Origin of the sequence: Nocardia pseudovaccinii NBRC 100343, from assembly GCF_001613225.1 — a bacterium.
Classification (GTDB): domain Bacteria; phylum Actinomycetota; class Actinomycetes; order Mycobacteriales; family Mycobacteriaceae; genus Nocardia; species Nocardia pseudovaccinii.
In genome coordinates this window covers 40,143-66,176 of the sequence record NZ_BDBY01000137.1, presented here as the reverse complement: position 1 = coordinate 66,176, position 26,034 = coordinate 40,143, and the positions used below count along the sequence as shown (strand labels likewise).

Below are 26,034 nucleotides of genomic sequence, written 5' to 3'. Positions count from 1 at the left end.
GCTCCTCTCACTCTCAACGTTCCATAGTGGAATGTTATACGACTCTCGTCCGCCTCCACTGTCCGGGCTACTGAGGCGTGTCGCTAAGATACAACTTGTGTCTAAGACGTACTCATCTGCCGAACTCGCCTATCGCGAGGTCAAGGAACGCATCCTGAACGGCGCGTTGCCGGGTGGTGAGCTGATCAGCGAGGGCGAGATCGCCACCGACCTCGGTATGTCGCGAACCCCGGTGCGGGAGGCATTCCTGCGACTCGAGGTGGAGGGGTGGATGCGGCTGTACCCCAAGCGTGGTGCGCTGGTGGTGCCGATCCCGCCCGCCGAGGCCGAACACGTCGTACACGCCCGCTATGTCGTGGAAGCCGGAGCGGTGCGCGCGGTGGTTACGCAGGAGCGGTCCGCGCTGATCGCCGGACTGCATGCCTCGCTGGACCGGCAGCGCGAGCTGGCCGCCGCCGCGGACTTCGAGCGATTCGCGGTGGCGGACACCGACTTTCACCGTACCTATGTGGTCGCTGCGGGCAATCCGCTGCTCACCGGGTTCTACGACTCGCTGCGGGAGCGGCAGCGTCGCATGAACAGCGCTGCCCTGCACCGGGGTTCGGCCGACACCGCCCGCATCATCGAGCAGCACACCCGTCTGGCCCATCTGATCGAAACCGGCGACGCGGCAGGATTCGCGACCGCGCTCGTGGACCATATGTCCGGCGTGCATCAGCTGGAAATGAGAGGCCTGTAATGGCAACGCTGCTCGCCGTCGACAGCAGGTCGGCAAGACCACGGCCGGGTACGCGGAATTGGTGGGGTGTCGCGGCCCCGATGTTCGCGATCGCCTGGGGCGGAAACGAATTCACGCCGCTTTTGGTGATGTACAAGGGCGACGGACTGCCGGTCACCACGGTTGACCTGCTGCTGTTCGACTATGTGCTCGGCATCGTGCCCGCCTTGCTGATCGGCGGACCGCTCTCGGACCGTTACGGCCGTCGCGCGCTGCTGCGACCGGCGCCGTTGATCGGTGCGGCCGGTTCACTACTGCTGGCCTTCGGGTCGGCGTCGGTGCCGCTGTTGTCGGCCGGACGGGTGTTGTGCGGGGTGGCGCTCGGGCTGGCCATGGCGGTGGGAAGCAGTTGGCTCGGTGAACTTTCGCAGCCGCCGTTCGGACCGGAGTTGCCCGCGGGGACCGGGGCGCGACGCTCGGCGATGAGCCTCACCGGTGGGTTCGCCGTCGGTGCCGGTGTGGCGGGTGTGCTCGCGCAGTGGGCTCCACTGCCGAATACATTGGCGTATCTGATCAATGTGATGCTGTGCCTGATCGCGGCGGTGTGGGTGGCACGGGCACCGGAAACGCTATCGTCGCAGCGGAATTCGGGTCGGCTGATCGATGGTCTGCAGGTTCCGGCCGCGGCGCATCGCAGGTTCCGGTGCGTTGCGCTGCCGGTCGCGCTGTGGTTGTTCACCTCTGCCGCAACGGCTTATGCGGTGCTGCCCACTCTGCTGACGCCGAATGTGCACGGTGCACCGATCGCGTTCTCGGCATTGATCACGGTGATCACGCTGGGCTGTGGTTTCGCGATCCAATCGCTGGCGCGAAGGATCGATCGACCGGGCACGGCCCGTGCCGCAGTTGTCGCGCTGGCGTTGGTCGTGTGTGGAATGACCTCGGCCGCATGGGCTTCCAGCGCATTGGCCGTGGGGCTCACAATCGTCACCGCTGCTGTGCTCGGTGCCGGATATGGGATCGGGCTGGTCGCCGGACTGCAGGAGATCGAGCGGATTGCGCGTCCCGACGACCTCGCTGGACTGACCGCGGTGTTCTACTCCGTCAGCTACCTCGGCTTCGGTATCCCCGCGCTGCTGGCATTCCTGCATCAATCTTTCGGCCTCGGATACCCGACAATGTTCGCGGCCGCCGCAGTGGGGGCGGCCGGATGCTTGGCGCTCATCGCTGTGAATTACCGCGCCTGAAAGCCGTCGGGGATGCCGATGGGCATCCCCGACGAGACTGCGGTCAGGCGCTCTTCGGCCGGTAGTGCAGCTCGATCACCCCGCACTCGAAGCCGGTTGCGGCGACGAGGTCGAGCCGGGTGGTGCCACGGAAGACCGGCAAGCCCGCGCCGATCGCGGTCGGGCTAACGAACAGGTGCAGGTCGTCGATGAGGTCCTCGGCGATCAGATTCGCGACGAGGGTGCCGCCGCCGTAGACGATGATGTCGTCCCCAGGTTGGGCCTTGAGGTTGTTGATGGTCTCGGCGAGGTCGCCGCCCGATACGACGGTGTTCTCCCAGGGCGATTCGGTGAGGCTGTTGGAGATCACGACCTTGGGTGTGTTGTTCATCTTGTCGATGGCCACCTGGGGCTCGTGTTCCGGCTTGGCGGCCCAGTGCGGAATGAAGCCTTCGGCGAGTTTGCGGCCGAGCACGATGGTGTCGAAGTCGGCGGTAATGGCGGTGACGCGGGCGGCGAGGTCATCGGACCACTGGAATGTCATCCAGTCCATCTCACCGTTCGGGCCGGACATGTAGCCGTCGATGGTGGTCTGCACCTGGAGTTTGAGCTTGCGCATCGGGTTGCCTTTCCAAAATCAACGCTGGTAGCGGCGCGAAGTGTAAACCTTGGTGCCCTGCTCGGACTCGATTACGGCGGTGGTGGAGGCACCGATGATCAGCAGTGTGCGCATATCGACCTCGGCCGGCTCGAGCTCGGCGAGGGTGACCACACGGACGGATTCGGTGGGTCCGCCGACATCGCGACCGAGCACCACCGGGGTATCGGGCTTGCGATGCTCGAGCAGTACGTCACGCATCGCCGCGACCTGCCAGGTGCGCTGACTGGAGGCGGGGTTGTAGATCGCGATCGCCATATCGGCCGCCGCGACCGCCGAAAGTCGTTGCGTGACAACCTCCCACGGCTTGAGCCGGTCCGAGAGCGAAATCACCGCGTAGTCGTGGCCGAGCGGCGCGCCGACCCGGCTGGCGACCGCATTGGCCGCGGTGAGCCCGGGCAGCACCCGCACCGGCACCCCGTGCCAGTGCGGATCGGCGGACTCCTCCAGTACCGCAGCCGCCATCGCGAAGACCCCGGGATCGCCCGAGGACACGACAACCACCTTGGCACCCTGTTTCGCGAGATCCAATGCCATGGCGGCACGTTCGGATTCCACCCGGTTATCGCTGGCATGCCTGCGCTGCCCGGGACGCGACGGCACCCGATTGATGTAGGTCGTGTAGCCGACCAGATCAGTGGCCTCGGCGAGTGCGCGTTCGACTTCGGGTGTGGTCCAGTCGGGTGAGCCCGGGCCGAGCCCGACCACCACGACTTCACCGAAACTGCTCGAGGTTTCCTCGACTCGCGAGCTGTCGAAAGGAACTGTCTGCGCACTGCGGGATTCGCTGCCCGCAGCCTCTGCTGACCTGGAGGGCTCGGTAGCACCCTGCGCGCCGATCGTCTGCGACCGCCCCTGCTCCGAATTCGTCAGGGGCAGTGGGGTTGTCGGCTGCGGGCCCGGAACGACGGTGATGGCGAAGTACGGTACATCCGCATCGTCGACGTCGTCGGCGGCGAGTACGCGCTGGCGGGTGCTGCTCGCGCGTTCGATGTAGTAGGCGTCGGCGAGGCGGCCGGAGTCCGAGAGGGCTTGGCGCACACCTGGATAGGTGCGGCCGAGCTTCATGATTGCGGCGGCGTCGGTATCGCGGAGGCGGCGGGTGAGTTCGTCGGTGGGCATGGTGCCGGGCAGGACGGTCAGTACCTGCTCACCCTCGACGAGCGGGGTGCCGAGGGCGGCCGAGGCCGCGCTCACGGAGGTGATGCCGGGGATGATCTCGGCCTCGAACCGGTCGGCCAACCGGCGGTGCATATGCATGTACGAGCTATAGAAGAGCGGATCGCCCGCGGCGAGCAGTGCGACGGACCGGCCCGCCGCCAGATGAATTGCCAGGCGTTCGGCGGCCTGTTCGTAGAACTCGTCGATGGCGCCCTGATAGCCGCCGGGGTGGTCGGTCGTCTCGGTGGTCACCGGATAGATCAGGTGTTCCTCGAGTTGGCCCGCGCGCATGTACGGCGCGGCGATGCCACGCGAGATGCTGCGACCGTGGCGTGCGCTGTGGAAGGCGATGACATCGGCCTCTGCGATCACCCGCGCCGCCTTCACCGTCACCAGCTCCGGATCACCGGGGCCGAGTCCGACACCCCACAACTTGCCGTTGCTCATTCCTGTTCGCTCGCAATCGCATTCAGTGCCGACGCGGTGATGGCGCTGCCACCGCGCCGCCCACGCACCGTCAGATATTCGACCCCGCCGAATTCGATCAGCGCGTCCTTGGATTCGGCAGCGCCCACGAAGCCGACCGGAATGCCCAGAATGGCGGCGGGCCGCGGCGCACCCGCATCGATCATGTCGAGCAGATGGAACAGTGCGGTCGGCGCGTTACCGATGGCGACCACCGCGCCCTCGAGGCGATCGCGCCACAACTCCAGCGCCGCGGCCGACCGCGTATTGCCCATCACCGCAGCCAGTTCCGGCACTCGCGGATCGGCGAGGGTGCAGATCACGTCATTGTCCGCGGGCAACCGCTTGCGCGTCACGCCGGACGCGACCATCTGCGCATCACAGAGAATAGGAGCCCCCGCCTGCAGCGCGCCCCGCGCCGCCGCCACCACACTGGGCGAAAACGCCACGTCCCCGGCCAGATCCACCTGCCCGCACCCATGAATCATCCGCACCACAACCTGAGCCACATCCTGCGGAAACCCACTCAGATCCGCCTCCGCCCGAATCATCGCGAACGACCGCCGATAAATCTCGGCCCCATCAGTCACATAACCAGTACGAACATCGGACATGCGCACCACCATATGAGCCCCCCTCCCGCAAGTCCGCTGCGGGTCGAGAATGCGAGGGTGGCGGCAAACATCGAGAGGGCACCTATCTGAACGCATTCTCAGCGGATCAGGTGCGGGGGCGTTCGAGGATTCGGGACATGACTATGGAGCTTCGGGTGCGGCCTACTCGGGTGTTTTCGCGGATGCGTTCTACGGTGGATTCGATTTCGGCCATGTCTGTTGCCATCACGTGGACCAGGGCGTCGGCTTCGCCTGCGATGGTCCAGACACCGACTACCTGGGGGATCGGTTCGAGGCTGCGGCGCAGTTCGGCGGGGGTGATGTTGTCGCGGTAGTAGACCTCGACGTAGGCCTCGGTGGTCCAGCCGAGTGCGGCGGGATTGACCAGTGCGGTAAAGCCGGTGATCTGGCGGCTGGCGACCATCTTGTCGACGCGGCGCTTGACCGCGGGTGCGGACAGTCCGGCCCGCGCGCCGATTTCTTGGAACGAGGCGCGCGCCGATTTCAGTAGATGCGCCAGAATCTGCCGGTCGATGTCGTCCACGCCACACTCACTCCCGATCGGTGCAATGATTCGCTGAATTGGCTCGATTACACGCAATGAATCGTTGTTTCTGGCGCAATACTAGGCGAATTACCTTCGTGTCAGTGGAATGATCCGCGCCTACCTCCGGGAGACACGTTGACCTCTGTAGCCACCCTCCGTATCGAGCCCGCGCGGCAGCCGTCGCCACGTCAGTTCGTGATGTGCAGTCCGGATCACTTCGACGTCTGCTACTCGATCAATCCGTGGATGAATCCACAGGAACCCGTCGATCGGGCGCTCGCGCTATCGCAGTGGGAGACGCTGCGCGCGACATTCGAGCACTACGGCCATCGCATCGACGTGGTGCCGGGGGAGCCGGGTCTGCCCGATATGGTTTTCGCCGCGAACAGTGGGCTGATCGTGGGTGATCGCGCGATGTCGGCGCGGTTCACCCATGCCGAGCGGGCCGCGGAGGGCCCGGCGTATCACCGCTGGTTCGCGCAGTTGGGGCTGGTGGAGTTGGTCGGGGCGCAGGAAACCAATGAGGGCGAAGGCGATTTCCTGCTCGTCGGGGAGCGCATGCTGGCCGCGACCGGATTTCGGAGTTCGATTGCCGCGCACCGTGAGGTCGAGCGGTATTTCGATCTGCCGGTGATTTCGCTCGAACTGGTCGATCCGCGTTTCTATCACCTGGATACGGCGCTGATGGCGCTCGATGACTCGAACGTCGCGTATTTCGCGCCCGCCTTCAGCGCCGCGAGTCAGGCGATACTGGCCGAGCTCTATCCGGACGCGATCCTCGCCACCGATGCCGATGCGGTGGTTCTGGGGCTGAACGGTGTCTCCGACGGGCTGAATGTCTTCATCAGCAGTCGCGCCGACAACCTGGCTTCGGAGTTGCTTGCGCAGGGGTACAACCCGGTGGGCGTCGATCTGTCGGAGTTGTTGAAGGCCGGTGGTGGCGTGAAGTGCTGCACCTTGGAGATTCACGAGGATCCGCGGAGTGCACCGACCGCGGTTGCTTCGTAAGGTCCGGGCACCGCTGTCAGAACGGGAGTTCGGTGCGCAAACCGCTGACGCCCGGTTCGGCCAACGGATGGACTTCGGCAACGAACTTGAACAGCAGGAGTGCGCCGCTGATCTGTAGTAGGGCAAGAGGGATTTCGGCGACGCAGGCGACGGTGATGGAGAACCAGACGTCGCGAGAGTTGGCGGTCGTGATGTCGAACCAGGCGTCCACGAGCAGCAGCAGGCCGGTGCCGAATGCGGGCAACATGAGCAGTTGCTTGCGCTGCCAGCCCAGATAGGCGGTCGTCGCCATCATGATGACCAGCAGTATGTCGAATCCGACCCAGGTCAGCGTCCAATTACGGGCTTGATAGTCGGGCGGCAGCGATACCGCGAGATACACGATCCACGGAATCAGCGCGATCGATCCACCCACCATCAGCGTCAACCGCACCCGCCGATGAACCCGCACCACCTCCGGGCGCGGCAGCACCCGCTCCGGCGGCAACTGCAACCGCCGGATCAACTCCAGCCGCTCCTGCGCCGACATCGCGTCGATCTCGGCATCACCGATCCGCCCGACCGTCATAGGAATACTCCTCCCACGAGTCAACCGCTGACCTCACCGTGCCACGCGCCGTGCTCGAGAACCAGATCAATGGGCCGTGTGCGGTGCCCGGTGCGCGCGATGCCACAGCTATGTGCCGTCGATCATGCGACATCCGGATGCCGTCGACGGCTTGACTCGGCGCCTTTCGGGTAACGCTGCGGTCCACATGCCAGGGGCGACATTCCGCGCAGAGTGGTGGCACCGCCGCGCGCGATCCCTGATCGGCCGCTCGCGGGTGGATGTCAGGTCATGTGGCGACGATGTAGTGAGGGGCCCGCGTTCGCAGCCGGGCTGATGTCGACGGTCGGCGATGGTGAGATCGTCGGCTGCGGCTGGCGATGAGGATCCGGCGCGTCGTATTCCGCTGGTCAGTAGCTTGCGGGCCGGATGTCAGCCGATTCGGTAGCCGTTTTCGGTGGCGACGATGTCGGTGACCGGGCCGCGGGGGCGACCGCAGCGGCGGTCGCAGCCGGACCAGTGTTGGCGGCCCGCGACCATGACCTCGTCGGCGGGGTGGATTTCGATGGTGGGGGCGGCGGGCTGGTTGGTTGGGAGTACGCGACCGGATTCGACGGTGGCTGCGGCGTCTGCGCGGACATCGGTGAGTGCCTTCGCGCAGCCGGGTCGGCCCGCGCAGGCGCTGACCTGGAGCCAGGGGGAGTTGGCGTCGAAGATCAGGCCCATGGGGGCTAGTACGCGGACGACCTGTTCGGCGGGCCATTCCTCTAGATCGGTGATCACCAGGCTGCGCCAGGGGGTGATGAAGATGGGGCGTTCGATGGCGGCGATGAACTCGGCGATCCGGGCGGGCAGCGAGCCGAGGCGAACGGCCGCGCCCAGGCTGACCAGGCCGTTGTCCTGGTCGAGCCAGCCGATCGGAATGTCATGGGCGGCACCGAATTCCAGGCGTTCGGGGCCGGGGGACAGGCCGAGGATATCGATCACTCGCCGCACACCGTCATCGACTTCGTGCAGCCGCCACGTACCCGAGCCGAGATCGAGGAAGGCGTGCGCGGCGGCCAGCATCACCTGGACCGCGTCGGCCGCGGATACTCGGATGCCGGAGTCACCACCGGCCAGCACGAGCGCGAATTCCGCTGCGCCCGTCGCGTGTACGCCGATATCGCCACCGAGGCCGCTGATATCGCCGCGACCGTCGTCGAGGGTGAACAGCACGCGGCCGGGCAGCTCGGCCAACCGCGGTGCGGTGCGCAAACCTGTGTCGAGCGCCGGAACGAGCGCATGGACATCCGCCCAGCCACCGATCCGACCCGACAGCGGTGACGCGACGATATTGCGCACCCGCTCGTGCGTATCGCTCGGCAGCAGCCCGGCACCCGCCAGCCGCTCACTCAGCGCGGCCGCATCACGCACCTGCCGCAACTGCACATTGCCCCGCGAGGTCAGCTCGATATTCCCATCGCCGAGTTCGGCGGCGGCCTCGGCCAAAACCTGCAACTGCCCCGGCTCCAGCCGCCCACCGGGCAGCCGGATCCGAGCCAACGGCCCATCGGCCGCCTCGTGCAGCCGCAGCACGCCGGGGCAGGAATCGGGATTCGTACGCATCATGACCCGTCCAGCCTACGACCCCGCCGCCGCGCAATCAGCGACGGTTGCAACGCGTGACCGCCGACAGGGCCAGTCGCGAAATCCGGCGACGACAGTGAGGCTCGACTGCGCGAGTGCCTCGTCGCCAATCCCGCGCAATCGGCCCGCTCGGCCGTGACCGCCGCATCGGCTTGGGAACTGCGTCCAGCGCTGGATCGCGGCTTGATCATGTGAGCGGGCAAATGGCCATGCACTGTAAGACTTCCGAGCCTGGCAACGCACAGCCAAGACGGCGCCGATCTCCGATACTTCGCACTACCGCTCGGGCGCAGCCGGACAAATAGCGACCGACCAGTCGGCGTAGATCCTGGCCCGCCATTAAGGTTGGCGGAATGAGCGAAATCTCCACTGTTGCCGACCGACTCACGATCATCGATGTTGTCACCAGGATGTTCGTCTACACCGATCAGAAGCGCTGGGATGACCTTCTCGCGGAGGTATTCACACCGAAGGTCGACTTCGACGGTGGCTTCGGCGGCGAGGTGGCGGTGCGGCCCGCGGCCGATATCGTCGGCGATTGGCGCGCGGGCCTCGAAGACCTCGACGGAGTCCATCACCAGGCGGGCAATTTCCTGGTCGACCTGCAGGGCGACCACGCCGAAATCCACGCCGACGCCATCGCGGTGCACGTGAAGAACGATGCGTCCCACGGCAAGACGCGCACCTTCGTCGGCAGCTACAGCATCGGCGCCGAACGCACCGTCGCGGGCTGGCGCGTCGACAAATTCCACTACCACCTGAAGGTGATCGACGGAAACGCCGACCTGACCTGAGCGCCGGGCACTCACCTGTCGGCAAGCGGTGCGAGGCGGCGGGCTAGCATCTGGTTGCTCGGCGGGCGATGAGGAAACCGGTGGAACTCCGGTGCGGTCGCGCCACTGTCGAAAGCCAGACCCTCTCCGGCGAGCACCGTAACCGATGGGCGCGTCACCCGAGGAAGGCTGCCACCTGTGATTTTTCTGCTGTCGACATCCGACACCGATCTGTTGAGCGCGCGTGCGAGCGGTGCGGAATATCGGTGGGGGAATCCGGCTCGGTTGTTGGTCGACGACCTGCCCGCGCTGCTCGACGGCGTGGATCTGGTGATCGTGCGGATCCTCGGGGGCAAGCGCGCCTGGGAGGACGGGCTCGCGGCCGTGCGCGCGAGCGGGGTGCCGATGGTGGCGCTCGGCGGTGAGATCGCACCCGATGCCGAACTGATGGAATGCTCGACGGTGCCGGGCGGTGTAGCCGCCGACGCGCACAACTACCTCGCCGCCGGCGGTGCGGAAAATCTCCGTCAGCTGCACAACTTCCTCTCGGATACGGTGCTGCTCACCGGCCACGGCTTCGAGCCGCCGGTGCAACTGCCGAGTTGGGGCGAGTTGGAGCGCACGCCGAGCACCGATCTGGGCGCAACCGCCCAGTGCCCGCCGACTGTGGCCGTAATCTATTACCGCGCACAGCATCTCGCCGGAAACACCGCCTACATCGATGCTCTCTGCACGGCAATCGAAAACGCGGGCGCGAAGGCCCTGCCGCTGTACTGTGCATCCCTGCGCACCGCCGAGCCGGAACTCCTCGATACCTTGCGCACCGCGGACGCACTGGTGGTAACCGTGCTCGCGGCAGGCGGCACCAAGCCCGCGAACGCATCGGCCGGTGGCGACGACGAGGCATGGGATGTCGCCGCCCTCGCCGAACTCGATGTGCCCATCCTGCAGGGCCTGTGCCTCACCAGCGGCCGCGCCCAATGGGAGGCCAACGACGACGGACTCTCCCCGCTGGATGTCGCCACCCAGGTGGCCGTCCCGGAATTCGACGGCCGCATCATCACGGTTCCGTTCTCCTTCAAGGAATTCGACGCCGACGGACTGTCCACCTACGTGCCGGATCCCGAGCGCGCGGCCCGGGTGGCCGGTATCGCGGTCCGGCACGCACGGTTGCGCCACATCCCGGCCGAACGGCGACGCATCGCCATCATGATGTCGGCCTACCCGACCAAGCATGCGCGCATCGGCAACGCCGTCGGCCTGGACACCCCCGCCAGCGCGATCCGGCTCCTCACCGAGATGCGTACTGCCGGTTACGATCTCGGCGACGAGAGCGAGGTGCCGGGACTCACCGAACGCGACGGAGACGCGCTGATCCACGCCCTGATCGCCGCGGGCGGTCAGGATCCGGACTGGCTCACCGCCGAACAGCTGGAAGGCAACCCGATCCGCATCAGCGCCGACCAGTACACCAGCTGGTTCGACACCCTGCCCGATGACCTGCGCGAAGCAGTGGTCGAGGCCTGGGGACCGCCGCCGGGCGAACTCTACGTCGACCGCTCCGCCGATCCCAAGGGCGAAATCGTCATCGCCGCATTGCGTTTCGGCAATATCGTGTTGATGGTCCAGCCGCCGCGCGGCTTCGGCGAGAACCCGGTCGCCATCTACCACGACCCGGACCTGCCGCCCAGCCACCATTATCTCGCCGCGTATCGATGGATCGCCGCGCCGGACGGTTTCGCCGCCGACGCCATGGTGCACCTCGGCAAGCACGGCAATCTGGAATGGCTGCCCGGCAAGACCCTCGGCATGTCCGCCTCCTGCGGCACCGACGCCGCGCTCGGTGAGCTGCCGCTGATCTATCCGTTCCTGGTCAACGACCCGGGCGAGGGGACCCAGGCCAAACGCCGCGCCCACGCGACCCTGGTAGACCACCTCATTCCGCCCATGGCCCGCGCCGAAAGCTATGGCGATATCTCGCGTTTGGAACAGCTGCTCGACGAACACGCCAATATCTCCACCCTCGATCCGGCCAAACTGCCCGCGATCCGTCAGCAGATCTGGACGCTCATGCGCGCGGCCGCAATGGACCACGACCTGGGCCTCGCCGAGCGTCCTGAAGAGGATGTCTTCGACGATATGCTGCTGCACGTCGACGGCTGGCTGTGCGAGATCAAGGATGTGCAGATCCGCGACGGTCTGCACGTCCTCGGGCAGGCGCCCGCGGGGGAGACCGAACTCGATCTGGTCCTGGCCATGCTGCGCGCGCGCCAGCTGTGGGGTGGCGAACGGAATGTGCCGGGTCTGCGGGAAGCCTTGGGGCTGAACGAATCCGGTAGCGAGGTGCGCGAACGAGTCGACGCGGTGGAGACCCGAGCCCGTGGGCTGCTCGCCGCACTGCAAGCTGCCGAGTGGTCCGTAGACGCCGTCGACGGAATTGTCGACTCACTGGACGGACCCGCCCCGGCGTTTGCCGCGGTGCGAACCGTGCTGCGCTTCGCCGCGACCGAGGTCGTGCCCCGCCTGCGCCGGACCGGCATCGAAATCGACCGGATCCTGCACGCGCTCAACGGCGGTTTCATCCCTGCGGGGCCCAGCGGATCCCCATTGCGCGGCCTGATCAATGTCCTGCCGACCGGTCGAAACTTCTACTCGGTCGACCCGAAGGCGGTTCCGTCCCGACTGGCCTGGGAGACCGGGCAGGCCATGGCGGATTCGCTGCTCGAGCGGTACAAGGCCGATCACGGTGAGTATCCGCGCTCGGTCGGGCTGTCGGTGTGGGGCACCTCCGCCATGCGCACCTCCGGCGACGACATCGCGGAAGTCCTTGCGCTGCTGGGCGTCCGCCCGATCTGGGACGAGGCGAGCCGCCGGGTCACCACCTTGGAGGTGATACCGCTCGCGGAACTGGACCGTCCACGCATCGACGTGACGGTCCGCATCAGCGGCTTCTTCCGCGACGCTTTCCCGCATGTGCTCGCGCTGCTCGATGACGCGGTCCGTCTGGTTGCCGACCTCGACGAACCCGCCGAGTCGAATTACGTTCGCGCCCACGCCCAGAACGACCTCGCCGAACACGGCGACAAGCGCCGCGCCACCACCCGCATCTTCGGCTCCAAACCCGGCACCTACGGCGCGGGCCTGCTGCAATTGATCGACTCCAAGAGCTGGCGCACCGACGACGACCTCGCGCAGGTGTACACCGCATGGGGCGGCTTCGCCTACGGTCGCGACCTCGACGGCGCACCCGCCGCCGCCGATATGCGCACCGCGTACCGCCGGATCACGGTGGCGGCCAAGAACACCGACACCCGTGAACACGATATCGCCGACTCCGACGACTACTTCCAGTACCACGGCGGCATGGTCGCCACCGTGCGTGCGCTGACCGGCAAGAATCCCGAGGCCTACATCGGCGACAGCACCCGCCCCGACGCCGTGCGCACCCGCACGCTCTCGGAGGAGACCTCACGCGTGTTCCGTGCCCGAGTGGTGAACCCGCGCTGGCTCGAAGCGATGCGCCGCCACGGCTACAAGGGTGCATTCGAAATGGCGGCCACCGTCGACTACCTCTTCGGCTACGACGCCACCACCAATGTCGTGGCCGACTGGATGTACGAAAAGCTCGCGGAGAGCTACGTTTTCGATGACGTGAACCGCAAGTTCATGGAACAGTCCAACCCGTGGGCGCTGCACGGCATTGCCGAGCGGCTGCTGGAGGCGGCGCAACGGGAGTTGTGGGAGCATCCGGAGCAGGCAACACTGGACCGGTTGCGCCAGATCTACCTGGAGACCGAGGGCGAACTGGAATAGCCGGAAAAGCAATACCCCAGTTCCTTGGGTATTTCCAATTATTTGATCTTGCAGCATAATTCGATTTCCTGATTCCCGCGACGCCGAGTGTGTCGAGGGCGCATGATGATTGATGTCCGATGTCCGTTTCTCGGGAACATCGATCGAATCGGCTGGATGATTGGAAATCATAATGAAGATCAAAAAGTTGGTAGCGACAACGGTTTTGACCGTTGCCGCGACAGGCATCACCGCAGCCACTGCCTACGGCTCGCCCGAAGTATCGTCGGAAACCGTTCTCAACGGCGTTGATCACGGTGTCCGATACACCGCTGCGGTGGCGACGGACCGCTCCGATGCCACCATCACGCTGGCTGCGGGCAAGTTCGTCCTTACGCCCGATGCGGGCATCACGGTGCTCGCACCCGACGGCTCCGTGGTTGCCACCGTACCGACCACACTGCAGACAGTGGCGGGCCAGCATGTGCAGGTCGCGCCCGAAGTCGACGCCACGGCAACGACATTGACGCTGACGCCGGTCAACGCGCCCGCATCGCAATCGGCTCCGTTGCAGTTCATCGGTGATGCGGGCACGACGGTCGCCGGTGTGCTGATCGGATGCGCCGTCGGTGCGCTGATCGGGCTGCTGTTCTTTGTCGTCGGATTCCTGCCCGGATGTGTCATCGGGGGAATCATCGGCGGCATCGCCGGTGCCAATCAGTAATGAGTTGATTCGAGCTGTTCGAATAAGTCTCGAACGGGTGATCCCGGCCGGGCAATCCGTAGAATTCGCCCGACCGGGATTGCCGCTCATCGAAATTCAGGACACATCGAATTTCAACTATCGCCCGCTGCTTTCCGAAACCGTTCGGCAGTTGCTCGGAGGTGTGCGGCGAGCTCCGGAGCGTCCAGGACTTCGAAATCGACATCGAGCAGTCCGAGATACAAGGTCAACGAATGGGGTGTGTCCGAACCGACCTGGATCACACAGTGGTTCGGGCCATCGGATTCGATAGTCACAGCGACGGGCAGTCGCGTACGCACAGCATTAGCCGGAGCCGCGACCCGCACCCTGGCCCGGTAGCGCCACGTCGCCGCACCGACCCCGCGCTGTATCCGTTCGGCCACTTCGGTTTCCGGAACGCTGCGCGGGGTGAAGCGCGCACCGTTCGGTGTCCGCGGCGTCATCCGGTCGACCCGGAACGTGCGCCAGTCCGCGCGCACGACATCCCATGCCACGAGATACCAGCGGCCGTTCCAGTGCGCGAGCCGATGCGGTTCCACCTCACGCCGCGACGGCGATCGTTGCTCGATTGCGTCCGAATGGGTTTCGTAATCGAAGCGCAACCGCTCGCTCGCCCGGATCGCCGCGGCGACGGCGGTCAGCACTCCCGCATCCACATTCGTCTGACCCGGATGCGGCACATGCACGGTGGCGGCGGTCAGCGCACGCACCCGGTGCCGCAGCCGCGACGGCAGCACCTGCTCCAGCTTGGCCAGCGCCCGCACCGAGGTCTCCTCGATCCCGGTCACCGCCCCATTGGCCGCCGTCGCCAACCCCACCGCCACCGCAACGGCCTCCTCGTCATCCAAAAGCAATGGCGGCAGCGAAGATCCGGCCCCCAGCCGATACCCACCCGTGACCCCTGGCGTCGCATCCACCGGATACCCGAGCCTGCGCAACCGCTCGATATCCGTACGAATAGTCCGCGTCGAAACCCCGAGCCGCTCAGCCAACGCAGGCCCGGTCCAATCCCGATGCATCTGCAGCAACGACAACAACCGCAACAACCGTGCCGAAGTCTCCAACATGGGTCGATCATCTCAGGAATTGCGGAACAAAACCTTCCGCGTTCGTCGAGCAGGTATCGGGTCCGCCGACGGACCCGCATCTCATCGACCCGATTCCAGTGCCCGCCCCAGAACACGCGCCCTCGAACAACGCCAGCCCACGTCCCGGCGAGTTGCGGACCCGTGAATTTCGGCCGAGACGGGCGTCGACCACGAGGGCGACCAATCCGATCGCAACACGGGTTGCGGATACGTCGACCGTCGCGGGATCGGTATCTCCGGTGAGCGCGTCGCCGAGGGCGGCCAAGGCGATCGTGCCGGTGTCATCGCATGGCTGGGCGCTGCACCGGATCTGTCCTCAGCGAGGCGGACATGAGTAGCGGAGCTGAATTTGCGCAATGTTCGCGTACTCGGCTACTCGTGATTTCGCCGGATCTACGGCCGACCATGGTTAGGAGCCATCCTGAATCCGGGGCGACGGGCCAACGTTCGCGTGATCGACTTGGTGCGCCGCGTCAGACCACTGGAGATCGATGCGGGTCGGACCGCATGGCCACCGTTCAGGATGAACCTCAACCCACAATTGCACTTCGGATTATCAGTGGTCCGCTGTTCATTTCGGGCGGTACGGCTCGGTGTCGGCGCAATCCGATCAGCAGGCTCAGGTGGCTGGTGCCGCAGTTGCCGGGCGGCAGCGCGACCAGCTATTCCGGAAGAATTGGTTCAGACCCCCGAGGTGGCCAATACGTAAACCATGCCAGTAATTCCTTTCAAGAGGTGTCCGGATGCGGCACAAATTTCTACTCACGGCTCGATGAGCGCTTGTGACCAGCTGTGGAATCAGACAGCGTATGCGAATCCATCGGTGCCTATTGCTCATAACTATCGCCTTAGCTGCGGCGGACGTCGGTTTCTCTCGTCGGGCCAGGGCTATTCGTCCTGCGTCGAGCGCTTTCCTGGCCACACTTGACCAGACCCGGCGCGCGAGGCGGAGGCCCGCTGCTGCCCCTGCCACTTTCGCGGCAGGGGCAGCAGCGGCCGTCGCGGTCTGCGCCGGTGCTGTAGCCGAACTACACGACCTTGAAAGTGGTCCGGTACAGGCCACTTGCCCCCTTGAACTCCAGTACGGCCGGTTGTTTCGTCGGCAGTGCCTGCGGGCGGCCGATCTCGTCGTCGTTGCCTTTCGGGAGTTCCATGAAGACCTCGTTCAGTGCACGCAGCGAGTCCGAGATCGCCTGGGCGAGAACGGGTCTGCGCTGACTGGCCGATTGCCCGATGGTGCGAGCGAGGGCGGCGGTCCACGCCAGATTCAATCCGGTCCGGTACGCGCCCGTCACATCGCCGGCCACGTCCCGCCCATCGTCCTTTTCGATGAGCTGGACGACATAGAGCGACGCGGGGTCGAAGGTCGCTACCAGAACGTCACGGCTGCGCCGGTCACCGTCGTCCATCACATCCCAGAATCCTCCGGGACCGGTGACCGTGAACTCCGTCGACGACTGCACGGCAGCCCCGGTCGGAATCCGGCCACGGAACAACAGCAGATACACGTCGTCCGAACCCCACTCGTCGATGCCGGAGCCGGATTCGTCGACACATTTCATCTCGTCCACATATACGTTCGCCATGAGATTGTTTCCTCGAATTCTCCTTCCGGAGCAGCTCCGGAAGTTGCGGTTGATTACAGGAAAACCGTATGTCGCCCGAGTGGCGATGCGCGTCGGTGCGGACACGGGAACTCGGATCCGTGCCTGTACGGAATTTATGCCCGTGGCTGCATCGATTCTCGCTTTCGCACCGATATCAAAAGTGCGGACGTATTCGTTCGTGCTATACCTGCACACCGCGGAGGAGGCCGATAATGGCAGGCCGTCCGGCCAGTTCGATGAGCCGTCGGATTTCGATATCGGTGCTGTGCATGGCGGCGCTGTTGATCGGAGCGGTAACGGCGGCGACCGACTGGTCTACCCCTGCGCGGCGCGATCCGGCGCGCGCGCTGCTGCTCGGCCCCCGCGAGGCGTTTGTCGCGGGGGCGGGTCCGAATCCTCCGGTATTCGAAGTCACTGAACTGGTGTTGTTCCTCGCCGCAGGCGCGGCGTTCGTAGGGACGGGGGTGATCGCATGGCGCAGAAGACCTTCCGATTTGACCGGCCGACTCGTCGTCGCCGCGGGATTGCTCTGGTTGGCGGGCGGGCTGCGCCGCTCCGGTGAACCGGCCGTCTTCACCGCGGCGATCATTCTCACCAATCTGTATCTGCCGGTCCTGATTCAGCTGATGCTGGGATTTCCGTCCGGCCGACTGCGCTATCGGTGGGAACGTTGGTTTGTCGGCAGCTGCTGGGTGCTCGCGACGGTCGGCGTCGCCGGTGAGTGGATCTTCTTCGACCCCCGCGCCGTCGCACTCGAGTCGCGGTCGACATCGGTGCATCTCCTGCTGATTCGGCACAACCCGGCGCTGGCCGCGATAGTGCAGATGGTGGTGGGTGCGCTCGCCGGTGTGGCCGGACTCGTGCTAGTGGTCGTCGTCCTCATCCGGTTGCGCACGCGATCGCCCGCCTATCGAGCTGGATTCGCGCCTCTCGGGCTTGCTTGTCTGGTCGCCGTGCCGGTGACGATCGCGATCCTCGCCAGCGCGATCCGGTTCCCCGGATCGCAGACCGGATGGCTGCTCGACCTGCGCTATCCGACAACCGCTGTCCTGCCGTTGGCGATCGCGGTCGGTGTCGCGCGCTATCACGTCGCACGCGTCGCCCTCGCCGACGCGATGGTGGAAATCGGCGGCGCCTCGCTCGACGAGGGGTTCGTCGCGGCGTTGCGGCGGGCACTGCACGACCCCTCCCTTGAACTGTGGACCTATTCGCACCACGAGCGCCGCTACGTCGATCACGAAGGCAATCGCCGGGATCCGCGGATTACGGCGGTCGGGCGAGCCGTCACGGTGTTCGAACGAGACGGCACACCCGCAGGGGTTCTCGTCCACGACGAGTCGTTGCAGGCACAGTCGGAGTTGCTGGCCGCGGTGCGCGGCGCCGCCGAGCTCGCGCTGAATCACCAGCGGATGGACGACGAGTTGCGCAATCGACTCGGCGAAGTCAGGAGGTCGCGCCAGCGCATCGTGACCGCTGGCGATGAACAGCGGCGCCGGTTCGAGCGCGACCTGCACGACGGGGCGCAGCAGCGTCTGGTCGCCGCATCGATCATGCTCGGCCGGGCGAAGCGTGCCGCCGACGAGCAGATCAGCCGCGGCCTGCTCACACAATGCGCCGACGAAATCGACTCCGCCCTCGCAGAATTGCGCGAATTGGCCCGCGGCTGCTATCCGCCCGTCTTGTCCGAACGAGGCCTCGGTGCGGCGCTGACCTCACTTGCCGAGCGCTCGCAGGTTCCGGTCGAGATCACCGGAACGCTCGATGGTCGGCCCGACCGCGACACCGAACTGGCCGCGTATTACACCGCCGCCGAGGCCGTCACCAACGCGACGAAGCACGCCAACGCCACGCTCGTCCGAATCAGTCTCGACAGACACAACGACGAGCTCCGAATGATCATCTCGGACGACGGCCGAGGCGGCGCGACGCCCACACCGGGTGGTGGGCTCGCGGGCCTGTACGACCGGATATCGGCGCTCGACGGCCACCTCGAACTGGACAGCCCTCCCGATGCGGGGACCACCATCGAGGTCACCCTTCCGTGGCAGGGAGGTGAGAGGTCGTGACGCTGAAAGTCGTTCTGGCCGAGGACTCTCCATTGCTCAGAGCTGGAATCGCCCGGTTGCTCACGGACGAGGCGATCGATGTCGTCGGCCAAGCCGCCGATCCCGACACGCTTCTCCACATCGTCGCGGCCCACGTCCCCGACGTCGCTGTCATCGACATCCGGATGCCGCCCACTCACACCGTCGAAGGCATCGAGGCCGCCGTGACCATCCGCGCCGAGCATCCGTCGACCGCGGTCGTGCTGCTCTCGCAATACATCGAAACCGAACACCTCAACACCCTGCTAGTGTCCGGTGCCGCGGGTCTGGGCTACCTTCTCAAGGATCGCGTCGCCCATATCGGTGAATTCGTAGAGGCCTTGCACCGAGTGGCGCGGGGCGGGACGGCGATCGACCCCACTCTGATCGACCGAATTCTCGCGCGACCGCATCGGGTACGCCAGCCGATCGACGCACTGACCCTCCGTGAACGTGAAGTGCTCGCCCTCATGGCACAGGGCCGATCCAATCGAGCCATTGCCGCCGGACTGTTCCTTACCGAACGCACCGTCGAAACTCACGTCGGCGCCATCTTCGCCAAACTCGGCCTCGCACCCGAACCTGAGAATCACCGCCGCGTCCTTGCGGTGCTGACCCACCTCGACGCACAGCACAGCTGAGGGATGGCTGCGGCACTATGTTGGGCTGCCGGTGTCCGGATGGCCGGAATTGATGGATGGCGAAGGCTACTGGAGATTTTCAGTCGAATCCTGGTATTGCGGAAGTAGATCTTCCGCAATGGGGATGAGAGTGGTTCACATGACGAACACAGGAGATATTCGCCCCTTCCGGATCGACATTCCGCAGGCCGAACTCGACGAGTTGCGCGCGCGGCTCGCGAGCGCGCGGTTGCCTCATTCGGTGCCAGGCGCCGAATCCGATTGGGGCCGTGGCATTGCGCCGGATTATCTGCGGGAGCTGGCCCAGTATTGGCGGGACGGGTTCGATTGGCGGGCGCAGGAGGCCAAGCTCAATGCGTATGACCAGTTCACGACCGAGATCGATGGGCAGACAGTGCATTTCTTCCATGTGCGGTCGCCCGAGCCGGACGCGGTGCCGCTGCTGATCACGCACGGGTACCCGAGTTCGGTCGTGGAGTTCCTCGAGCTGATCGGGCCGTTGACCGATCCGCGTGCGCATGGTGGGGATCCGGCGGACGCGTTCCATGTCGTGATTCCGTCGCTGCCGGGCTTCGGGTTCTCCACGCCGCTCGCATCGACCGGATGGGAACTGGCGCGCACCACCGAGGCCTTCGCCGAGCTCATGGCTCGGCTCGGCTACGAGAAGTTCGTCGCTCAGGGCGGTGATATCGGTGCGGGTGTGACCGGGCGCCTGGCTGCCACGCATCCGGAGCGGGTCATCGCGACGCATGTGAACAGTGACCGGGGCTCACTCGGTTTGGTGGGCGAGCAGCTGCCGATGCCCGAGGGTTTGACCGAGGACGAACTGGCCGCCATCCAGACCGCGCAGGCCAGGTGGAACCAGCAGAAGGGCTATCTGGTCCTGCAGTCCACCCAGCCCAACGCCATTGCCGACGCACTGACCGATTCGCCGATCGCGCAACTGGCGTGGATCGCGGAGAAGTTCCAGGTCTGGACCGATCCGTCCCGCGCAACCGGCGAGGCGGTGGACCGCGACCTGCTGCTGACCAATATCAGCATCTACTGGTTCACCCGCAGTGGCGCTTCGGCCGCGCAATTCCTCTGGGAGACAGCGCATTCCGGCATGGACTGGGTGGCGCCGTCGGGTGTGCCGCAAGGGTGGGCGGTATTCAATACCGATCCACTGATGCGTCGGGTGATGAATCCGGAGGGGTACATCGAGCACTTCAGCGAATACGCCGAGGGCGGTCATTTCGCCGCGCTGGAGCAGCCGCAACTCCTCGTGGACGATATCCGTACGTTCTTCCGCACCTATCGCGGCTGATCAGGTCAAATGCGGCGGGCGTCGGCTCACACCCCATTACGTCGTCAGGCGTACGCGCGAGTCTGTCCGCATACGGATGTCGCGGCCCTCGCCCCGGCCTACCGTTCAGGTATGACTTGGAACGAAGTGAGCACGAGCAGTTTCGCCCTGCTGACCACCTACAAGAAGGACGGCACACCGGTCGGCGCCCCCGTATGGGTGGCTCCGGACAGTGAGCGGATCGTGGTGTGGACCAATTCGAAGACCTGGAAGGTCAAGCGGATTCGCCGCAATCCGGCGGTGACCCTGCAGATATGCGACGCTCGTGGCCGCCCGAAGAGCGAGGAGCAGGTCGCTGGCAAGGCCGAGTTGCTGGATGCCGCGGGAACGCAGCGAGTGCGCGATCTCGTCTCGCGCAAATACGGGATCATCGGCACCGTGCTGATCCGTCTGCACAAGCTGTTCAAGGGCGCGGACGGATCCATCGGGATCGCGATTACACCGGCGTAGGTCAGGCCGATTCCGCGAGGCCCGCCGAGCGCCAGGTATCGGCGAGTTCCTGCAGCGGAATTTCCAGCGCAGCCGCCAACGACACGATCGTGCCGAATGCGGGCGTCGGCAGCCGCCCGGTCTCGATCTTGCGCAGCGTCTCCGGTGAAATTCCGGCTGCCTGGGCGATCCGAGCCGGATCGCGGTCGGCGCGGGCGGCCCGCAGCCGGGCCCCGAGACGGCGACCTGCCTCGACCTGGGCGGGAGTCAGCGGAAGTCGGACCATGTGTTCATACTATGGACGGTATTTAAATACCGCAAGCTGCCGCAGGGCCGAGTGCGCGAGGTTGCCGAGCGACTCCGCGAGCGGCGCGGTGCATCCCTGAAATCCGTCCACAGTGCGGCATCGGTGTCGTCAGGGAGATTTCATCGCCGGCGGGCAGTCTGGGCGAAGGTTTCCTCGGTCGTGCGATCGGGGATTCGCAGCAGACTGTTCGGGACGGAGGACATCTCGATGGTGCGACCGAGTTCTATCAATGCCGGTGTGTTCGATGCGGAGTATCAGGACACGCTGCACACCCTGTCGAATGCTTCGGTGCATCGCAGGTTCGATCCATATCTCGATATCGATTGGGAATCACCGGAGTTCACGATCGAGCCTGACGACCCGCGGTGGGTGCTGTCGGCGGTGGAGGATCCGTTGGGGGGCACGCAGTGGTACCGGGATCTGCCGCTCGCGCGGCAGATCGAGATCGGGCGGTGGCGAGAAGCCAACACGCTCAAAGTGGGGCTGGCGTTCGAGAGCATGCTGGTACGGGGCCTCATGCAGTACGCGATCAAGCTGCCGAACCAGACGCCGGAGTTCCGGTATTGCCTGCACGAGCTCACCGAAGAGTGCAACCACATCCAGATGTTTCAGGAGCTGATCAATCGGATCGGCGCCGACGTTCCGGGTATGCGGCCGCTGCTGCGGATGCTGTCGCCATACGTCGGTGTGCTCGGCGGGTACTGGCATACGGTGCTGTTCATCGGGATCGTGGCCGGTGAGGACCCCAACGATCGGCGACAGAAGGCGCTGATCCGGGAGGGGCGTGACCGTCGGCTACCCCCGGCACTGGTCAGGACCATGGAGATTCACGTCGCCGAGGAAGCGCGGCACATCTCCTTCGCGCATCAGTTCCTGCGCGTGCAGCTGGCGCAGAAGGGACCGCTCGGGCGGGCCTGGATCGGGTTGCTGTTCCCGCTGTTCATGCGCTGGCTGGCGGGGCAGATCATGACGCCCCCGCGATCGTTCGCCAAGCAGTTCGGTATTCCGAAAGACGTGATGCGGGAAGCGTTCTGGCATGGTCCGCACGCCCGTGAGCTGATGCGAAGCTACTTCGACGATGTACGCACGCTGGTGGAGGGCCTCGGGCTGATGAACCCGTTCACCCGGCTGGTCTGGAAACTGCTGCGCATCGACGGGTTTGCCGCGCGCTACCGGGGTGAGCCGTACCGCGTCGCTCGCAGCGTGGCCTGATGTCTCATGTGGTGACGGAGTCGTGCTGCAACGATGCCTCGTGCGTCTACGCGTGCCCGGTGAACTGCATTCATCCCACTCCGGACGAAGCCGACTACCACACGGCCGAGATGCTGTACATCGACCCGGCGGCCTGCGTGGACTGCGGGGCCTGTGTCGCGGCGTGTCCGGTCGGTGCGATCAAACCGCACACCGAACTCGACGACAGCCGACAGGTGTTCCTTTCGGTGAACGCGGAGTTCTATCGGGAGCCACGCTCACGCCCACTGCTCGCACCCTTCGTACCACCGTTGACCGTGAGCACGCGGCACGCGCCGTTGCGTGTCGCGATCGTCGGGTCCGGCCCGGCCGGAATGTATACGGCGGAAGAGCTTCTCACCGTTGCGGACGTGCGGGTCGATCTGTTCGAGCGACTCGACGCACCGTACGGGCTCGCCCGTTTCGGCGTGGCCCCCGACCATCGCGAAGTGCGGAAGATTCTGCGGCTGTTCGACCGCATCCGCGACGATCCGCGCGTGCGTGTGCTGTGTGGCGTCGAGATCGGCCGGGACCGCACCTACGCGGATCTGGCCGCAACCTACGACGCGGTCGTCTACGCCGTCGGCGCGGTCGGGCGACGGCTCGACATCCCGGGCAGCGCATCGGCCGGTGTCGCCTCCGCGCCCGATTTCGCGGCCTGGTACAACGGGCATCCAGCGCTGAAGAACCGGGTCTTCGACCTGTGGCACCCCCGGGTCGTCATCATCGGCAACGGCAATGTCGCGCTCGACGTCGCGCGCATCCTGGTCACCGATCCCGAGCGGCTGGCCTCGACGTCGATCTCCCCGTACGCGTTGGACACGCTACGGCGCAGCGGTGTCGAGGAGGTGGTGGTCGTCGGGCGGCGCGGACCGGCCGATGCCGTGTACACATTGGCGGAACTCATTGGTCTGCAATCGAATTCCGAGGTCGACTTCGTCGTTGCGGCAGAGGAGCTGGCCCGCGAGCAGCGCCCGGATGCGCGTGTGGAGCTGTTGCGCAAGGTGTCGGCGCGCAGTGAGCCATCCCGTGGTGACCGGCCGCGCCGAATCGTATTGCGCCACCATCTGTCTCCGACACGTATCACGCACACCGGCCAGATCTCGCACGTCGAGTTCCGCCGCACCGGACCCACGGCAGCCGAGCAGGTCGAGTCGATCTCGGCGGGCCTGATCCTCACGGCTATCGGCCATCATGGCCGCTCGGTCGCGGGACTCCCGTTCGACCACGCCGCCGGTGTCGTTCCCAACGAGCACGGCCGAGTGGTGGATCCGGCTCACCGTCGCATCGTCACCGGCACCTACGTCGTCGGCTGGATCAAACGGGGACCGACCGGATTCATCGGAACCAACAAGACCTGCGCTCAAGAGACCGTGCGAGCGCTGATCGACGACTACAACGCGGGGAAGTTGACCGGAGCAGCAAGGGAGTTAACCGTATGAGTACCAACGACAGTCGTGTCTACGATGTCGCCATCGTCGGTGGCGGCATCGGCGGAGCCGCCCTGGCGGCTGTTCTCGCGCGACACGGAGTGCGCGTCATCATGCTCGAAGGCGGCGGCCACCCGCGTTTCGCCATCGGCGAATCGACCGTTCCCGAGACCATCCTCTTCCTGCGCGCGCTCGCACTGCGATACGACGTGCCCGAGCTGAGCAACCTGGCCTCGCACGGCCCGTTGCGCAGGCATGTGAGCTCAGCGTGTGGAGTCAAGCGCAACCTCGGCTTCGCGCACCACACCGAAGGCGTGCCGTTCAATCCGGCCGAGTGCACGATGAACCCGACCTTCGGCGCACCGCTGGGGCCGGATGTGCACTTCTTCCGCCAGGACGTCGACGCATACGCCTATCAGGTGGCGTTGTCCTACGGTGCCGACGGGCTGAATCGAACCTATGTGACCGACGTCGAATTCGATGCGGACGGGGTGACCGTGTCGACCGCCGACCGCGGCGAGTTCCGTGCCCGCTTCCTCGTCGATGCCGGTGGGATGAAGAGCATCCTCGGGCAGCGATTGAACCTGCGTGTGGAAGAACCGAGCTATCGGACGGCCACCCGCACAATCTTCAACCACTTCGTCGGCGTCGAGCCGTTCGATCGGCTGGTTCCTTCCCGTGAGCACAAGATGCCGAGTCCCTTCGCGCAGGGAACGCTGCATCATCTGTTCAAAGGCGGCTGGGCCTGGGTCATCCCGTTCGACAATCACAAGACCTCGACCAACCTGCTGTGCAGCGTCGGAATCAGCCTGGACCTGAACCAGTATCCGAAGGGCGACGAGTCGGCGGAGCAGGAATTCTGGCGTCAGGTGCGCAGATTCCCGACCTTCGCCGAGCAGATGCGCAACGCCACCGCCGTGCATCCGTACACAGAGTCGACGCGGAATCAGTTCCAATCGACGAAGATCGTCGGCGAGCGCTGGTGCCTGCTGCCGCATGCGTCGGATTTCATCGATCCGCTGTTCTCGAGCGGTCTCTCGGTGACCTTCATGGCGTTGAACGCACTGGGCCACCGCCTGATCCGCGCGGTCCGCACCGACGACTTCGCCGTGGAGTCGTTCGAGTATCTGGAGACCTGGATCAAGAAGTCGTTCGGCTTCTACGACGACCTCGTCAGCTGCTCCTACTCGTCGTTCGACAGCTTCGAGTTGTGGAATGCCTGGTTCCGGGTCTGGGCGATCACCTCGGCGTATGGCATCAACGGCCTCATGGGGTCCATCTTCGCCTTCGACAAACACCGGAGCGCAACGGTATTCGATGCGCTGGAGCGGGCACCGTATCGAGGAGTCCAGGGCATCGACTACCCGCCGTGCGCGGAGATGTTCCGCGCGGCGTCGGTCGCGATGCAGGAGTACCGCGACAAGGAAATCGGCGTCGACGAAGCATGTGAGCGCATCTACGCCGCCATTCGCGACAGTCGGCTCTCTCCGCCGGTGTGGAAGATGCTCGATCCCGAATCCCGTTGCCCAGCACCGTCATTGACGCTGGTGCCGATGTCACAGGTCCTGTTCTGGGGCAAATACCTCAGTCCCGGCCACGTGCGGGGACAGTACTTCACGAGCGGGTACAGCGCCGTGGCGAAGATGTCGCTCGGCTACTTCCGTGGACAGCTGGAACAGAGTGGATCGACGGTCTACCAGGCGACGCGCGACCTGTTCTTCATTCGGAATCGCGACTGGCGCACGGTCGGTGGAGATATCCGGCCGGGGGAACTGACTTCCTGAGCGGGTGTCGGATGCGGTCCTGACTGCGATGCCGGGCGTCGAGGTCAGGACCGTTCGCCTGTACAGCACATATGGACCGGGGCGAATATGCCTTCGCCGGTGCGGGGTGACCTGATTCGGCCGAACTTCAGAATACGTCTTTTATTGTTCTTAAAGTTATGTCACGATCATTGGACGGCTCTTACCGTGCCCGGGAGGAGAAGCAG

The 26,034-nt window shown here is 65.4% G+C and carries 22 protein-coding genes; 13 read left to right on the top strand and 9 right to left on the bottom strand.

Annotation, left to right across the window (positions count from 1 at the left end):
• Nucleotides 1–97: 97 nt before the first annotated feature.
• Entirely contained in the window at nt 98–739 is a 642-nt protein-coding gene (locus NP3_RS16785; protein WP_063042370.1) for a GntR family transcriptional regulator, read from the top strand.
• Nucleotides 739–1,965 carry an MFS transporter gene (locus tag NP3_RS16780; protein WP_063042368.1) on the top strand — a complete coding sequence of 409 codons (1,227 nt, stop codon included), beginning with the start codon at nt 739–741 and terminating at the stop codon, nt 1,963–1,965. The genes NP3_RS16785 and NP3_RS16780 overlap by 1 nt, the downstream gene beginning before the upstream one ends.
• Before the next feature lie 43 nt (nt 1,966–2,008).
• Here the strand turns inward: NP3_RS16780 and NP3_RS16775 are convergent, their stop codons facing one another.
• The 4 genes from NP3_RS16775 to NP3_RS16760 form a co-directional block, all read right to left on the bottom strand.
• Entirely contained in the window at nt 2,009–2,563 is a 555-nt protein-coding gene (locus NP3_RS16775; RefSeq protein WP_063042367.1) for a dihydrofolate reductase family protein, read from the bottom strand.
• A gap of 18 nt (nt 2,564–2,581) precedes the next feature.
• The gene (cobJ, locus tag NP3_RS16770; RefSeq protein ID WP_063042365.1) at nt 2,582–4,210 is read right to left on the bottom strand and encodes a precorrin-3B C(17)-methyltransferase; all 1,629 of its coding nucleotides are present in this window, start codon (nt 4,208–4,210) and stop codon (nt 2,582–2,584) included.
• On the bottom strand, nt 4,207–4,842 hold the full coding sequence (locus NP3_RS16765; RefSeq protein WP_063042377.1) for a precorrin-8X methylmutase: 636 nt from the start codon (nt 4,840–4,842) through the stop codon (nt 4,207–4,209). Before NP3_RS16765 ends, cobJ begins: the two co-directional genes overlap by 4 nt.
• A 106-nt stretch (nt 4,843–4,948) precedes the next feature.
• Nucleotides 4,949–5,386 carry an Lrp/AsnC family transcriptional regulator gene (locus tag NP3_RS16760; protein ID WP_063042364.1) on the bottom strand — a complete coding sequence of 146 codons (438 nt, stop codon included), beginning with the start codon at nt 5,384–5,386 and terminating at the stop codon, nt 4,949–4,951.
• 138 nt (nt 5,387–5,524) lie between these two features.
• On the opposite strand from NP3_RS16760, the gene ddaH reads away from it, so the two are divergent.
• A complete protein-coding gene (ddaH, locus tag NP3_RS16755) occupies nt 5,525–6,397 on the top strand; it encodes a dimethylargininase (protein ID WP_245720972.1) in 873 nt (290 codons plus the stop codon).
• Nucleotides 6,398–6,413: 16 nt separating this feature from the next.
• Here the strand turns inward: ddaH and NP3_RS16750 are convergent, their stop codons facing one another.
• Entirely contained in the window at nt 6,414–6,965 is a 552-nt protein-coding gene (locus NP3_RS16750; RefSeq protein WP_063042360.1) for a hypothetical protein, read from the bottom strand.
• Between the two features lie 411 nt (nt 6,966–7,376).
• Nucleotides 7,377–8,555 carry a precorrin-3B synthase gene (cobG, locus tag NP3_RS16745; protein WP_063042358.1) on the bottom strand — a complete coding sequence of 393 codons (1,179 nt, stop codon included), beginning with the start codon at nt 8,553–8,555 and terminating at the stop codon, nt 7,377–7,379.
• A gap of 371 nt (nt 8,556–8,926) precedes the next feature.
• On the opposite strand from cobG, the gene NP3_RS16740 reads away from it, so the two are divergent.
• The 3 genes from NP3_RS16740 (at nt 8,927) to NP3_RS16730 (ending at nt 13,862) form a co-directional block, all read left to right on the top strand.
• Complete coding sequence (locus NP3_RS16740; protein WP_063042356.1) at nt 8,927–9,367, top strand: nuclear transport factor 2 family protein; 441 nt, start codon at nt 8,927–8,929, stop codon at nt 9,365–9,367.
• Nucleotides 9,368–9,544: 177 nt separating this feature from the next.
• Nucleotides 9,545–13,159: a cobaltochelatase subunit CobN gene (gene cobN / locus NP3_RS16735; RefSeq protein ID WP_063042354.1), complete on the top strand. Its 3,615-nt coding sequence runs from the start codon at nt 9,545–9,547 to the stop codon at nt 13,157–13,159.
• A 172-nt stretch (nt 13,160–13,331) separates the two neighbouring features.
• Nucleotides 13,332–13,862 carry a DUF8020 domain-containing protein gene (locus NP3_RS16730; protein ID WP_063042352.1) on the top strand — a complete coding sequence of 177 codons (531 nt, stop codon included), beginning with the start codon at nt 13,332–13,334 and terminating at the stop codon, nt 13,860–13,862.
• A 113-nt stretch (nt 13,863–13,975) separates the two neighbouring features.
• Here NP3_RS16730 and NP3_RS16725 read toward each other — a convergent pair whose 3' ends face one another.
• On the bottom strand, nt 13,976–14,950 hold the full coding sequence (locus tag NP3_RS16725) for a helix-turn-helix transcriptional regulator (RefSeq protein ID WP_063042350.1): 975 nt from the start codon (nt 14,948–14,950) through the stop codon (nt 13,976–13,978).
• Between the two features lie 1,049 nt (nt 14,951–15,999).
• Entirely contained in the window at nt 16,000–16,557 is a 558-nt protein-coding gene (locus NP3_RS16715; protein WP_063042346.1) for a hypothetical protein, read from the bottom strand.
• A 233-nt stretch (nt 16,558–16,790) separates the two neighbouring features.
• Between NP3_RS16715 and NP3_RS16710 the strand changes: the two genes are divergently transcribed.
• The 4 genes from NP3_RS16710 to NP3_RS16695 all read left to right on the top strand — a co-directional run bounded on the left by NP3_RS16710 (nt 16,791) and on the right by NP3_RS16695 (nt 21,098).
• The gene (locus NP3_RS16710; RefSeq protein ID WP_245720971.1) at nt 16,791–18,644 is read left to right on the top strand and encodes a sensor histidine kinase; all 1,854 of its coding nucleotides are present in this window, start codon (nt 16,791–16,793) and stop codon (nt 18,642–18,644) included.
• Nucleotides 18,641–19,303 carry a response regulator gene (locus NP3_RS16705; protein ID WP_063042344.1) on the top strand — a complete coding sequence of 221 codons (663 nt, stop codon included), beginning with the start codon at nt 18,641–18,643 and terminating at the stop codon, nt 19,301–19,303. Before NP3_RS16710 ends, NP3_RS16705 begins: the two co-directional genes overlap by 4 nt.
• A 139-nt stretch (nt 19,304–19,442) precedes the next feature.
• Nucleotides 19,443–20,609 carry an epoxide hydrolase family protein gene (locus NP3_RS16700; RefSeq protein WP_063042342.1) on the top strand — a complete coding sequence of 389 codons (1,167 nt, stop codon included), beginning with the start codon at nt 19,443–19,445 and terminating at the stop codon, nt 20,607–20,609.
• A 111-nt stretch (nt 20,610–20,720) separates the two neighbouring features.
• A complete protein-coding gene (locus NP3_RS16695) occupies nt 20,721–21,098 on the top strand; it encodes a PPOX class F420-dependent oxidoreductase (RefSeq protein WP_063042340.1) in 378 nt (125 codons plus the stop codon).
• A gap of 1 nt (nt 21,099) precedes the next feature.
• On the opposite strand, the gene NP3_RS16690 is transcribed toward NP3_RS16695, so the two are convergent.
• Entirely contained in the window at nt 21,100–21,363 is a 264-nt protein-coding gene (locus NP3_RS16690) for a helix-turn-helix domain-containing protein (RefSeq protein WP_063042338.1), read from the bottom strand.
• A 228-nt stretch (nt 21,364–21,591) separates the two neighbouring features.
• Between NP3_RS16690 and NP3_RS16685 the strand changes: the two genes are divergently transcribed.
• From NP3_RS16685 to NP3_RS16675, 3 genes are read left to right on the top strand one after another with little or no spacing between them, the layout of a single operon-like run.
• Nucleotides 21,592–22,596, top strand: coding sequence for an AurF N-oxygenase family protein (locus NP3_RS16685; protein ID WP_063042336.1), 1,005 nt, complete (start codon nt 21,592–21,594; stop codon nt 22,594–22,596).
• Nucleotides 22,596–24,056 carry an FAD-dependent oxidoreductase gene (locus NP3_RS16680; RefSeq protein WP_063042334.1) on the top strand — a complete coding sequence of 487 codons (1,461 nt, stop codon included), beginning with the start codon at nt 22,596–22,598 and terminating at the stop codon, nt 24,054–24,056. The genes NP3_RS16685 and NP3_RS16680 overlap by 1 nt, the downstream gene beginning before the upstream one ends.
• Nucleotides 24,053–25,828: an NAD(P)/FAD-dependent oxidoreductase gene (locus NP3_RS16675; RefSeq protein WP_063042332.1), complete on the top strand. Its 1,776-nt coding sequence runs from the start codon at nt 24,053–24,055 to the stop codon at nt 25,826–25,828. Before NP3_RS16680 ends, NP3_RS16675 begins: the two co-directional genes overlap by 4 nt.
• The last annotated feature ends 206 nt before the right edge of the window (nt 25,829–26,034 follow it).